Source organism: Methylobacterium sp. Gmos1 (assembly GCF_053764715.1).
Map to the genome: position 1 here is coordinate 1 of NZ_JBSNCC010000044.1, position 12,437 is coordinate 12,437.

Sequence of the window (12,437 nt, forward strand, 5' to 3'; positions counted from 1 at the left end):
CCTCATGGTCGCGCACCATCCGCACCGCGCGCTCGCGCACCTCAGGCGAAAAAGGGGCTGTTCGCTTCGTCATGGCTCCATCCTCTCAGAAGTTGGAGCCTCCAGGAAACCCGGGGCGGTTCACCCAGCCGAAGTTCGCCGACCTGGACGAAGCGCACGAGTGGATCCAGCGTCGGGTGGATGGACTCTGACACCGTTGCGTAAGAATTTAAGTGACGCACGTTGGAACCGAGCGGAAAGAGACGCAGACATAAAATTATTGTACGATACCGTACTGACGTGCTCCTATTGAAACGACTGGCTCGGAGTGCCAGATACAGCTTATCGTTTGCGGACTTGTTCGGGCGCGGACGCTTGGGAGACCGCGTGTGCTCTTGCCCCAACCGGGAGCAGAGCCGTGTCGCATCCTCAGCAGGAAACCGTCCGCAACCGCCTTCTCAAGGCGCTTACGCCGGACGACTTCGCCCGTCTCGCTCCCCATCTCGAAGCTCAGCCGATCAAGCTGCGCCAAATGTTGATCACCCCCCACGAGCCAATCACCGACGCCTTCTTCATTGAGGAGGGGCTCTGCTCCATCATCAGCCACACGGCCGAGGGCCGACTGGAGATCGGAACAGTCGGCTATGACGGTTTTGCCGGCACGCCCCTGCTTCTCGGCACTGACCGGACGCCGCACGCCTCGATGGTGCAGGGCGAGGGCACGGTGCTGCGTATTCCGGCAGCCGCCTTCCGGGCCGCCCTCGACGAGAGCGCGACCTTGCGCGGCGTGCTTGGGCGCTATGTACAGAGCCTGATCGTGCAGGTAGGGCAAACCGTCCACGCCAACGCGGATCTCAACATCGAGGGTCGGCTGGCCCGCTGGATCCTCATGATCCACGACCGCCTCCAGAAGGACGAGATGCCGCTCACGCACGACTTCATGGCGCTGATGCTCGGCGTGCGCCGGCCGGGTGTAACGACGTCGGTGCACATCCTTGAGGGGGCTGGTCTGATCAAGGCCATGCGCGGGCGGGTTCGTGTGCTGGACCGCGAGCGGCTGATGGAGTTGGCGGACGACACCTACGGACTAGCCGAGGCCGAGTACGAGCGGCTACTCGCCGAGGGGTGATGAGGGCTGTCCAGGCCTCGGACGGATGAGGCTCTGCCCGACCTGCGACCCTGCCCTTCGGCAGAGCTTGCGACGGCTCCGTAGTTCTGCCGGTCATAAGCCGATGCCACGGCGCAGCCTCTCTATCGCAGCCTCAAGCGGCGAGGCACCGCGCTCCTCGCCCATAAGGAGGCGGCTTCCGCCTGAAGTCTGCTTTTGGGCGACTTAGGCTGATGGCATGGCCCTGGGGGCTGCGACGTTGGCCGCTGACGTCCGTTGGGGCTCGGGACGAGAGATTTATTCGGGCGCCTTGCCGGCGCCGGGGCTCTACGGGCCGCCTGAGCGCGGGCATTCGCTGCCGTTAAGGCTACGGCGTACTCCTCGGCGAACCTGAACAGCAGCGGGCGCCTGTGCAGGCCATCGGCCGTGCGCTGATAACGCTTGCCTGGTTCGGGCGCGTACCGGGCGTCGAAGCCAATTTCCTCCAGTATCGCAAGCGCGCCGCGCACCCGGGCTTCGTTCAGGCCCAGATCCTCCCGGTCGGCGATCGCCCGCCTATCGACAGGGAAGCTGTAGAGGAGCCGCCTGGGGGCGCTCCAGAACCGGCCGAGCCATGTCCGCAAGGGCGAGGCAGGCAGCCGCGTTCTTCCGGCCCCGCAGGGCCGTCTCAAGCCTGTCCGCGACGGAGCGCAGCAAGCGGTAGGTACACGTCATCGTTCGGCCCTCTCGGGCCGCGGTTCAGCATTCGGCGCCGATGGTCAGCGCGGTCCGTCACAGGCAAGCCGAGCCCATCTCCGAAAGTGACGCTTTCAAATTGACTCGCACAGCGATTTCGGGGGATGATCCGGCTTGTGATGAATGGATCGGCCCCCTCGGGGCTCTAGACCCTGGTGGCCCTGGCAGGCCTCCGGGGTCTTGCTTTTTCAGGTGACTGCTGTCGCGGCGGTGATCCTGGTAGCGACTCGCGGGATGCGAGCTGCCTTAATCATTCATTCGGCATGAAGCGGTGCCGTTCGTCAAACTCTGGCAGGGTGGGCATCCCAAAAAGGTGCGATAGGCCGTCCCATGAACGCGCCTTCCCCGACCGTCCGTGCTTGGTCCTGCGGCCTGGATGCAGTCGGCCGTGTCGAGGGCTATTTCAAAGGAGTCGGCATTCTTGGCGAGGTCGAGCCGACTCTGTTGGCATTAGATGCGACATTGTCATGGTTCTCTATGATGTATAGGATCGCTCGTAGAGTGTTAACTGCAAGATAACCAAATGCATCTGATAGGTTCTAACTACTAGTACACCGATATCAACGAACGTGTCACGTGTTCCTCTGCCAACCGATTGCGATCTCAAAGGAATTTAACGTATGCAGTGTATCTTTTGAAGGTGTCAGCGCACTAGATAATGTAAGCGCGCCGAGCTGACTGACAACCCAGTCTGGGGCGATTAAATTAACATTTGATGGAGTCAGCTCGTCTTGCGCACGGACGCATCGGGAACAACTGGGTATGATATCACTTCTAAGAAAGCAGTTTCGCTCGGGAGCCGTCGTGTCTAATCCACTGATCAGGAAGCTCGAGCACGGCGCTCGCCTCACCGACGACGACCGAGCCATCCTAGAGGCAATCTGTCGTAAGACGCACCGGATCGCAGCGAACCAAGACATCATCACCGAAGGGACAAAGCCAGGAAACGTGCACCTCGTTTTAGATGGGTTCGCCTGCCGCTATAAGCTTCTGCCTGACGGCAAACGCCAGATCATGGCCTTCCTCGTGCCGGGCGACTTCTGTGACCTGCATGTCGCCATCCTGGGCGAGATGGATCACACCATCGGTACGGGTTGGGGATGCCACATTGTCGAGATCCCGACGGCAACCATCGACGAACTCAATCAGAACCATCCCCGTATCATGCGCGCCCTGTGGTGGGCGACACTCGTCGACGAAGGCACGTTGCGGTCGTGGCTCGTCAGCATGGGACAACGTCCTGCCGACAAGCAGATGGCGCACCTGATCTGCGAGTTGCTGGTGCGGCTGCAGACTGTTGGGTGTGCAGACGCAGACAGCTTCGAATTTCCTCTTTCGCAGACTGATATCGCCGATACTCTTGGCTTATCCGTTGTTCATGTGAACCGTACACTACAGGATTTGAGGGGACAAAATCTTATTGTATGGAAACACAGACGTATCTACATTCCCAACGTGAAGCGTTTGAAGGCATTTGCTGATTTTGATCCTAAATACCTGCACCTAAGGCCGATTGGCGAGACGTCAGACTGAGCGAGCCTACCGATACAAAATCAACTTTTATGATTAGACTATGTTATTGCGCTCAGGTCTGCATGAAAGTATGGAGAGATCGTCGCCGGCTGGCAATCCTGAGCGTCGGCGCCTGAGAGATGAAAGTACTCTCGCTTGCGTTCGGCGGAGATAATAATGCCTCGCTACTTCATTGATACCGACGACGATGATCTTGCAGTCAGGGATGACGAGGGACTAGATTTTTCTGATCTTCGGGCCGCGCGAGACGCTGCACATGAGGCTCTACCTGGGATGGCAGAGCAGAAGATGCCAGATGGCGAACGCCGCAACTTTACAGCGAGCGTGCGTGATGTCAGTGGCAATCTCTTATATGTTGCTACACTGTCGCTTTCAGGCGTGTGGATATCGCATCAACCTAACTAATAACGTAACACCACAACCGATCTATGCACTAACGAGGCGATGTGAGCCGAGTTGACGGTTCGCATTGGCTACTGCGGGGACACAATCAATTCGCTACCGGGCTCAGCTATTTCCGCCGTTAAATCCTGCTCGCCACGATGGGGTGCAACCAGTTTTCTTATAGCAAGTCCCGTAAAGGCCAGCGTGGCTGTGTAGACCGGTTGCCGGTCCTCGTCGGTGACTAACACCGTGATCGTGTGATGATCCCCGTCGCGCGGCACTTGCTCGAGTGCCATCTCAGGAAGAGCTCGCTTCGCTTGCAGGTAGGCCTCTTCTACATCTACGCACTCAATTCCGTCCTCATCGTGGCTCCATACACCATTGTGAATATCAAAGAAAAAGCGAGGCATAATGCTATCCGGTTACCGTTGCTGACTGCCAGGGCTGAAGATCGGCAAGTGCCTGAGGTATCTCATTTCCGCAATTGCACCTCCACGAACCATGGCGCGCCTTAACAGCGCAAGCTGACAAATGACATTTCTCTTCTTGGTACGGTACCGGACCATAGGACGAGCGGCTGATTTGCCGGCAAGGGTAGTGTGCGACAATGCCGATCCGTCGAGAGGCCTACATCACCCGCCAGATGCTCCGCGATGAGCCGAGCACGCTTTGGGTGTTCAGCGACAACCTGATCGGACGCGGGTTCATTGGTCAGGCGTATGAAATGCGCGGCGAGCCGAATGCCGTGGGGATCCCGACCAAGCGACTGCCGGCTATGGATCCTGTGGCGTACTTCGACGATGCCGATATGGGGGTTTTCTTAGCGACCGCTGCTGAGCCGTTGCACCGCCTCCTGATCCACCTGCGAGCCGGCGGCAGCGTCGTATGGCCAACGGCCGGTGTCGGAACTGGTTTGGCGGATCTGGAGCTTCGAGCACCGCAGATTTGGGCGAGCCTGGAGCGAGCCCGCGAGCGGCTGGAAGCCATCGCATGACACCCGGCGCCTGGGGTGGGTCTGCCGCTGTCCTCCTCTGCCTGATCCCCACCGCGATCCTCCTGGTCCGGCACTACACTCGCCTCCGCCGAGCTAGGGTCCGGGCCTTGGCCGTGAGAGCGCGCCAGTGAACCAAGCACTCCCGGGCCCCGCTCTGCATCATCACCCACAGCTCGCGGGTGATGAGGAACCGGCCCGTGAGCTGAATGGGGTGAGCCGGGACGAGGGGTCGGTCGAAAACTCGCCCCGGCTCGCTACGGCTGCCGGCGTTCCGCATCACGACAGCTGCGCTTCTCCTGGCATTGCCATGGACCAGCGTCTTTGTCGAAAGTTAATGTGGCGTGAAACGAAGAAGGCCCCGCCGCCGGTCGCTGCATGCTGATATATTGAACATCTAATATCAGGCTTATTCTAATTTTTACACAATTGTTATTTTGTTGCAGAATTTTTCTGCTATCTTATATGCTGAGTATACTAAATTCTTGATGATCAATGTTGTTCACTACGCGCCATCAATACCGGAGAAATAATGAGACACACTCAAAGATTTGTCTTTCGAATGCGACGGTGTTGTCTGCATTACATCCCGGCACGAACATGGTGACCGGAGAAAACCGCCGAGTTTTTCTCGTAGCTCTTGGCACTCATGGGGACATTCTCCCCGTCATCGCACTTGGCGCGGCGCTTCAGGCACGCGGCCATCAGGTATACCTCGCAGCACCCGAACCCTTCATGCCTCTTGCCGCTCGCGCTGGCCTGTCATTCCACGCCATCGGCACATCGGCCGAGTTCGAGCATGTGGTAAGGCAGCAGGCGCTGTGGCGCCCGATCTGGGGTGCTCGCATCATGTTCAAGGCGATCGCAGAGGCGATCGAACCGACTTATCGCTGGTTGGAGGCGCAGGCCCGCCCGGGAAAAGATCTGGTGGTCGCCTCCACTCTCGCGCTCGGAGCTCGGGTAGCGCAAGAACGACTTGGGCTGTCTCTGACGACGCTCCACATGATGCCGATGCTCGTCGAGAGCCGCTTTGCGCCACCACGATTGCCGGGTCTGCCGCTGCCTAACCTTCTACCAGCTCGCTGGCGCCACGGGTTCGGCCGCGGTGCTGATAAGTTCGTCATTGACCCCTCTGTGCTGCCGCCGCTCAACGCATTCCGGACCGATCTCGGGCTCGCCCCTGTAAAACGCCTAAGGAACTGGTGGCATAGCCCTGAACGAGTACTTCTTGCTGTTCCCGACTGGTACGCTCAGCCGCAAAACGACTGGCCGGAGCAGATCCGACAGGTCAATTTTTTACTTGCGGACACCTACGGTGATACCGCCCGCCTAGCGCCGAGCCTCCAGGCATTCTTGCACGCGGGATCAGCGCCGCTGGTCTTCACCTACGGCTCGGCAATGGTTGGCGCGCAGTCGTTCTTCGGCACCGCTGCAGAGGTGTGCCGGCTTTCGGGACGGCGAGGCATCCTGCTTGCCAGCCGGGCTGACGAGATCCCCGCCGACCTGCCACCTGGGGTACTGCACGTCCGTTACGCGCCGTTGAGCCAGCTACTACCTGCCTGCGCGGCGCTGATCCATCACGGTGGCGTCGGTACGGTGGCCCAGGCACTAGCGGCTAACTGCCCGCAGCTGATCGTGCCGGTGGCGTTCGACCACGCCGACGAGGCGCAGCGAGTAGTGCAACTCGGAGTTGGCGCTTCGCTTAGCCGCTGGCGCTTCACCGTCCGCCGGGCGCGGCGCGTGATCGACGAACTGATGCGTTCCGCTGCGGTGTTAGACGCTTGCCGTCAGGCACAAATCCAGATGTCGGAGGTGAATGGGATCGCGAGCGCCTGCGATGTTATTGATGAGATGGTGTCCTAAGCTAGACGAGAAAAAATTACTGATTGTTCAGATACCCTCTGACATCGTGCCACCGAGGCACCCTACCCTGAACAGAGCACCAGTGACCGTAATGCGGCTGTCTGAACGGAGATCTGTGCTAATTTCAGCTGTGTGAATTGGCGCCGGAATTGCTCAAGACTCCAAAGCACCGAAGCGGCGGGCGAGAGCGCGTCTAAGCGCCAAGAGCAACGCATCAACCGAACGGCGCAATCCGAGACCTTCCGGCCCCTCAACCTCATCGATTGCTTGCCGCGCCTGGATAGCACAGACCGCTGTGGCGCGCGACATTCGCCAGATCATGCCAGTGACGGGCAGCTTCATCGGGCCTGTCGATGCTCTCCTGGAAATGTCAGTCAGCGTCGAAGTTTACGGCTAACGTGCCTCGTACGCATGATGGCGAGCGACCTGCTGGATGCCGCCGGACGCTGGGTTCGCCATCATCGAAGCAGCGTGCGATGACGAGGTCTGGGACATTTTGGAGAGCCGTAGCAAAATCCAAATACCGGGATCGATGAACGGCTTTGCGCTTGCCGCTCGGCCTCTGAGCGTTGGCCGCAAATCCGCCTGGTGATCACCTCGGTGCGGTGTCGCCCGGCGTCGCGCGATGCGACGCGATGCGATGTGCCGATCACAGCACGCTCGTGCCCAAGCCCTATTTGGTGGAGCAGGTACTCATCGTGCAGCATTTCTGCGCTATAAATTTTAGTGCAGCCAGGCCGTTTTTTTGCGTGAAATTTCTGCAAAACAGGGAACTTTCTCAGAGTGTGATCATTGGCTTTTAAGTCGGTGCATTTGAAAATGCAAATTTGCGAGGGCAAAAACATGACTTACTTTGAAAATTCGACAAACCGGATATTTGCAGTGATGTCCGGAGCGGTGCAATACGACGCTGTTAGCAGATTTGCGCTGATAGAGCATAATAAAAATTTGATGGTCGAAAAGATAGTTCATATGGTCGATCCGAAGAACCGAAGAGTATCTGCTGCTCAATGGTTTAAATCACGGAACTCACGGTGATATACGTAAGATAATAGTGAATTTTTAGCGATTTATTAAATACAGCACTTAACTTGTTGGTTTACTTTAGAAATAACGCAACATGCCAGAACGATCCCAACCTCCATTCAGGGTGTGATGTGTTATAAATATACACTATGACATGAAGAACGACCGATCTTCAAGTAAATACTGATAATCAAATAATGGAGTTCACGGCCATGAAAACCTCCAAACATTTTGGCAGAAGCCTAGCTCTACCCTCAAAAATTGAGATCAAACATGATCTCATAATGATGCGTTTGACTGACAAATTGCGTTCTGAGCTGTGTCTCAATGGACTGACATTGCAGGAATTTTCACTTGCCCTCAAAAATCTTACTACTGCCGGTGAAGTTTCCGCCGATGTAGCAAATAAAATCATCCGTGATTGTAAGTTTCATGACATGAAGACCGACAATATGGTGATGTGACTGATTTTTATAACAAGTTTCTATCGATAACGTGGCTATGAATTGTGCGTACAACTCGTGAGATCATCGTGTTCGATCATCCATTCCGGCTGAGCGCAATTGATGGTACACAGCCAGCCGGCTCCTACGTGGTTGATGTCGTAGAGAAACTGCTTGAGGGTTCGTCGTTTATAACATATCAGAATATTAAAACAATCATTTATATTCCGCACCTTGTTCGTGAAAAGATGCGCATGAAAGCCTTCTCAGTTGATTATAGAGAAATCATTACAGAATGTTGCGGTTCTGTGTAGGGTTCATAACCTCATGCGACATAGGTAAAAATTACCCGAGCAGATTTCGGAAATCCTGTCTTCGGCGAAGTAATCACCGCTCGACACCGGGCTCAATCTGCACCACGACGCGCCAGCCCACACGTCGCATGGAGCGTGAAGGCTGCATACCCCAACTTGTCGTGGTGAGAATGGAACTGGTGCCGCCCGTAGCCCAGGAGCACGGCGGCTCCAACGAACAGGATTGTTAGAAGCACTAAAGAGAGCAGTATCACAATAGTGCTCCGCATGCCGCGATCCTGACCCATGAGAAGAATTGCTCCAGGGATGGGCCCGGCACATCGGGCGCTCCTTTGCTAAACGGTGAGAAAATGATCTGAGCGTTTCTGTGTTAACTACCGAGCCTACCTTTCGCAGATCACCTGGTATCCCTCGATCGGATCAGCGTTATCTCTGCCGGCACTCTATGTGTGTCTAGAAATCTTCGCATCAATCTCTATAAGACGTATTCATAGCTCCCCGTTGGACGGAAGGGCCGCGCCCGTAGCGTCTCGGCGCGCAAGCAACGCTTCAAGCGCGGACTGGGCCGCCTCATCAGCCGCTGCTACCGCAAGCTCGAACACCGCAAGCGCATAGGTTTCAGCATCATCCGCCCGGGTGTTTAGTTCGAGGAAGCTGCGCTCCTGACGCCATTCTACCACCTTGGCATCAAAGCCCGGACGCTTATTTTCAACCCAGGCTCTCACCCTAGCGTTAGCTATCTCGACCGTTCGCCTGCGCTCGAAGATGCGCTGCTGAACCGTGTCCATGCGACTTTCGATTTGATGTTGCGAGATATCGGAGAGGTCGGAGCCGTTCGCTTTCAAGGCTTCGAGCCGGCGGTCGATGCCGTGGAGCTTGATGCGGAGCTGGTCGCACAATCTGCTGATGTGGTCGGTCACAGGACGTCCTTCCGTCAAAAAAATCGGTAGCGGCGACAATCGGCTGGCCGGTCGAGTAGCTGAAGCCGGGAGGGCTCAGCCCCCGTGAAACCTGAGCACTCGGACCCTCGCCGCTCCTTCTGAGAGCCCCTAGCTGGGCGCACCCGATCAGAAATCCATGCCACCGCCGCCCTGCATCGCAGGCGCCTCCCTCTTCGGGGTCTCCGCGACCATGGCCTCGGTGGTGATGAGCAGGCCGGCGATTGAAGCTTCCCCTTGAAGCGCCGCTCGGACTACCTTGGCCGGATCGACGATCCCCGCCACGAGCATTTTGCCGTACTCTTCCGTCCTGGCGTCAAAGCCGTAGGTCGCCGATGCGTTGGCAGTTAACGTTACTGACCACGATCGAGCCCTCGACGCCGGAGTTCTGAGGGGCCGTGGGTTGGTCCCGGTGGCGATTGCGAAAGGGCGGCAGACTTCAAGGCAGTCTGCGAGCGGCAGCTTGCCGTCGCCATCGCCCGCCAGCCCCGCAAAGCCGCCTGAGGAAACTCACCATGGCCGACATCATCGGGTTCCCCACAGAGCAATGCAGCGCCCCGACCGATGGGTGGTGATCTCCGTCTTCGGCGAGGCCGAGGGCATTTCGATCACCCTTTGCGCCAACGAGGCGCGTTCGGGCTGATTATTTGTTATGCCGCGCGACCTCGTAATCGACAGCTTCCCAGGCCCTCCAGCGCCTGCGTCAGTGAGCGGGGTCATCCTGCGGAATTTGGTGAAAACTGGTCACTGCGTTGTGCAGCGCGGTAAACCCACCCTTCAGGGTACCAGCTTCAACCAAGAATTCGTGTGGCGCTCCATTCTTAGTAGTATGATTGATAATCAGGCGCCTAGTTTTTCGGGCAACATCCTCAGACTCAGATATTTTGAACAACAAGCTTTTTTGTGAGGAGTGATCTACAATGCTTACCGCGCGTATAGCACTCCATGGTATCCAGTCCGTCGATATGCGACGATCAAAAATACCTTGGTCGCCAACCGAAACAACGTAATTTATATTTACTAGATCTTTTGAAATAAAAGTTATGTAAATAGCAAAAACAAACAATGCGAAATATATAGAAAATTCGCCAACCCCTCCTTCTACCATGCTATTTGGTCCTGTTGCTCCCGGTCTGATGTAGAGGAGCAGTCCGCAAAATATCAAAGCTACTGTGGTGGCAGCGAATATTATGCCAGTTCTCTTTTGAGAGAAGGATATATTGAGTTGTTCGCGAATGGGCATGACAACCTCCGACGCACAAAAAGCATACTAGCACGATCGAACAAATATCGTGGATATTTTTAAGCTTTGCTTTGGCAATACCGTCCTACGGCACGCTAACATTTTACAGACGGCAATACGTTGGCGGGCTGGCACCCGAGGCAAGCTGAGCCTCGAAGGCGAGCATCATGGCGCTGAAGAAGGGGAAGTACATGTTGCACTCCGGGCCGTGCGACGTGAGAGCCGGTGCGACTGGGACAGGGAGGAGGAGCGGCTGATGGAGCCGCCCCTTGAGTGTGTTGCTGCGGCCCGAGGCCTCTGCCCCAGGGTGATACGCAACTTCAGCGGACGAACGTGGGGCTCTGCTGAGCGGCGCTGGTGAAGGCCTTGCTGGCCTCCTCGACCGCCCGGACCGAGCCATCGGCGATGGCCTTGCTGTCCTGCACCATGTGCTGCAGCCCTTCGCGGACTAGCTCGCTCTGGATCGCCGTGAACTCCTGCACCGAGGTGGCGCGCGTCAGCTTGTTTAAGCCGTCGAGGTTGCGCTGCCACTGCTTCTGGCCCAGTTCGAACCAGTTGCGGGAGGCATCCTGATAGGCCCGGGTCAGAACCGTGCCGCAGCGTGTGACGGCTTCGATGTTCTGCTTGGACTGACGAGAGAGGCGCTCGCTGTCCTGTCCGGTGAAGCCGAGTGTGCGCGAGAGACGATCAGCTGCTTCGCGAGCCTGCTGAGATGCGGCATCGACGTTCTTCTGCACGATCAGCTTGGCGTTATCGGCGGCCTTCTCATTGAGATCGGCCATCCGGCTCATGCTGTCGCGAGCAACATCGGCGAACTGGGTACCCTGCTCGCCGGCCTCGTTGATGCTCGCCTTGACGGCATCAGTGAACTTCTCAGTCTGCTCGGCTTGTTTGTTCGTCGCGGTGTTTGGATTGGCAGTCATGGTATTTTCCTAACCTCATTTCGAATATGCACTAAAATGCTTACGATATTTGATAAGCACGTCGAATTCGATCGACAAACCATATGGGTTTTTGCTGCACTACACCTATATTGTGGTGAATTTCTGAATTTCAAGGCAAGATCGTACATTTAAAAGGAAGATGCGATATGTTATATATCATAGATATCACGATTAGATCGCAGACAACTTAATGATTTTTGTAACTAAATTAGATTGCATTGGATCTTTGATCTAAGACCGGAAACACTGAGCAAGTTCGTGGAACCGAGACGGATGGGCTGGGCGTGTTCGGACCGCTTCCCCATGACCAACTCGTCGGTGGCCAGTTTTGAGCCTGTGGGGGATCTTGCTCGCTGGCTGCAGCTTCGGCGGCTGCCAACTCCATCATCATGTCTTCGATGTCGGCGGGTCCGAGCATGACCGCTCCTCAGCGGCCATGTTGCACCGCACAAACCAATGACCGGCATGATGGTGAGGTTCCAAGCGGCCTATGCGCTGGTGCATGTCCTGTTCTCTCGCTTGAGGTGAAGTGTCCGATCTGCGACCCTGCCCTCCGGCAGAGCTTTGCGACGGTTCTGTAGCCATGTTGGTCACAGGCCTACCCCCCGACACAGCCTCTCTATCGCAGCCTCAAGCGAAGAGGCTCCACGCTCCTCACCCATAATCACCCCCTATCCGGGGAGTTTTGCTTTTGGGCGAGTTGGGGGGACGGCATGGTCCTGGGGGCTGCGAGATTGGCCGCTGGCGCCCGTTGCGGCTCAGGACGCGGTTAAGCAGCCGTCTGGCGGGCGCGGCGGCTCCACGGGCTGAAGCGGTCGTGTCCCTTGGAGTGGTGTAGCTGAGCGAGAGCGGGAGAGCCCGCCTGCGCGCCGTCACAGCGCTGTAGCAGGCGGGGTCTCTCGCGGGGGTGGCCATCGGCGGTGACGGGTTAGGATC

Annotated in this window: 11 protein-coding genes and 1 pseudogene; 7 read left to right on the forward strand and 5 right to left on the reverse strand. The window is 57.0% G+C overall.

Annotation, left to right across the window (positions count from 1 at the left end):
• The 4 genes from ACS5PV_RS32350 to ACS5PV_RS32365 all read left to right on the forward strand — a co-directional run.
• Positions 1 to 191 (forward strand): hypothetical protein (locus tag ACS5PV_RS32350; RefSeq protein WP_455399414.1); only part of this gene is annotated, 191 nt, incomplete at its 5' end.
• Positions 192 to 397: 206 nt separating this feature from the next.
• Positions 398 to 1,108, forward strand: a complete 711-nt coding sequence (locus tag ACS5PV_RS32355) for a Crp/Fnr family transcriptional regulator (RefSeq protein ID WP_455399415.1) — start codon at positions 398 to 400, stop codon at positions 1,106 to 1,108.
• A gap of 1,518 nt (positions 1,109 to 2,626) precedes the next feature.
• Complete coding sequence (locus tag ACS5PV_RS32360; protein ID WP_455399416.1) at positions 2,627 to 3,355, forward strand: Crp/Fnr family transcriptional regulator; 729 nt, start codon at positions 2,627 to 2,629, stop codon at positions 3,353 to 3,355.
• Between the two features lie 156 nt (positions 3,356 to 3,511).
• Positions 3,512 to 3,760 carry a DUF6894 family protein gene (locus tag ACS5PV_RS32365; RefSeq protein WP_455399417.1) on the forward strand — a complete coding sequence of 83 codons (249 nt, stop codon included), beginning with the start codon at positions 3,512 to 3,514 and terminating at the stop codon, positions 3,758 to 3,760.
• A 68-nt stretch (positions 3,761 to 3,828) separates the two neighbouring features.
• Here ACS5PV_RS32365 and ACS5PV_RS32370 read toward each other — a convergent pair whose 3' ends face one another.
• Positions 3,829 to 4,149, reverse strand: a complete 321-nt coding sequence (locus tag ACS5PV_RS32370) for a DUF6894 family protein (RefSeq protein ID WP_455399418.1) — start codon at positions 4,147 to 4,149, stop codon at positions 3,829 to 3,831.
• Positions 4,150 to 4,346: 197 nt separating this feature from the next.
• Between ACS5PV_RS32370 and ACS5PV_RS32375 the strand changes: the two genes are divergently transcribed.
• The 3 genes from ACS5PV_RS32375 to ACS5PV_RS32385 all read left to right on the forward strand — a co-directional run bounded on the left by ACS5PV_RS32375 (position 4,347) and on the right by ACS5PV_RS32385 (position 8,083).
• On the forward strand, positions 4,347 to 4,733 hold the full coding sequence (locus tag ACS5PV_RS32375) for a DUF7831 domain-containing protein (RefSeq protein ID WP_455399419.1): 387 nt from the start codon (positions 4,347 to 4,349) through the stop codon (positions 4,731 to 4,733).
• Between the two features lie 492 nt (positions 4,734 to 5,225).
• A complete protein-coding gene (locus tag ACS5PV_RS32380; protein ID WP_455399420.1) occupies positions 5,226 to 6,593 on the forward strand; it encodes a glycosyltransferase in 1,368 nt (455 codons plus the stop codon).
• A gap of 1,223 nt (positions 6,594 to 7,816) precedes the next feature.
• Positions 7,817 to 8,083 (forward strand): hypothetical protein, encoded by a 267-nt coding sequence (locus tag ACS5PV_RS32385; protein WP_455399421.1) that lies wholly within the window; start codon positions 7,817 to 7,819, stop codon positions 8,081 to 8,083.
• A gap of 781 nt (positions 8,084 to 8,864) precedes the next feature.
• On the opposite strand, the gene ACS5PV_RS32390 is transcribed toward ACS5PV_RS32385, so the two are convergent.
• The 4 genes and pseudogenes from ACS5PV_RS32390 to ACS5PV_RS32405 form a co-directional block, all read right to left on the reverse strand.
• A complete protein-coding gene (locus tag ACS5PV_RS32390; protein ID WP_455399422.1) occupies positions 8,865 to 9,296 on the reverse strand; it encodes a hypothetical protein in 432 nt (143 codons plus the stop codon).
• A gap of 147 nt (positions 9,297 to 9,443) precedes the next feature.
• Positions 9,444 to 9,705 (reverse strand): annotated as a pseudogene (groEL, locus tag ACS5PV_RS32395) (chaperonin GroEL); the annotation flags it as partial.
• 312 nt (positions 9,706 to 10,017) lie between these two features.
• Complete coding sequence (locus ACS5PV_RS32400) at positions 10,018 to 10,557, reverse strand: hypothetical protein (protein ID WP_455399423.1); 540 nt, start codon at positions 10,555 to 10,557, stop codon at positions 10,018 to 10,020.
• Positions 10,558 to 10,877: 320 nt separating this feature from the next.
• Positions 10,878 to 11,480 (reverse strand): phasin family protein, encoded by a 603-nt coding sequence (locus ACS5PV_RS32405; protein ID WP_455399424.1) that lies wholly within the window; start codon positions 11,478 to 11,480, stop codon positions 10,878 to 10,880.
• Positions 11,481 to 12,437 lie beyond the last annotated feature (957 nt).

Bases quoted from the DNA above. Each gene is read 5' to 3' on its own strand.
- ACS5PV_RS32400 (WP_455399423.1), bottom strand. From the start codon at position 10,557: ATGCCCATTCGCGAACAACTCAATATATCCTTCTCTCAAAAGAGAACT.
- ACS5PV_RS32365 (WP_455399417.1), top strand. From the start codon at position 3,512: ATGCCTCGCTACTTCATTGATACCGACGACGATGATCTTGCAGTCAGG.
- ACS5PV_RS32370 (WP_455399418.1), bottom strand. From the start codon at position 4,149: ATGCCTCGCTTTTTCTTTGATATTCACAATGGTGTATGGAGCCACGAT.
- ACS5PV_RS32375 (WP_455399419.1), top strand. From the start codon at position 4,347: ATGCCGATCCGTCGAGAGGCCTACATCACCCGCCAGATGCTCCGCGAT.
- ACS5PV_RS32385 (WP_455399421.1), top strand. From the start codon at position 7,817: ATGGAGTTCACGGCCATGAAAACCTCCAAACATTTTGGCAGAAGCCTA.
- ACS5PV_RS32380 (WP_455399420.1), top strand. From the start codon at position 5,226: ATGTTGTTCACTACGCGCCATCAATACCGGAGAAATAATGAGACACAC.
- ACS5PV_RS32405 (WP_455399424.1), bottom strand. From the start codon at position 11,480: ATGACTGCCAATCCAAACACCGCGACGAACAAACAAGCCGAGCAGACT.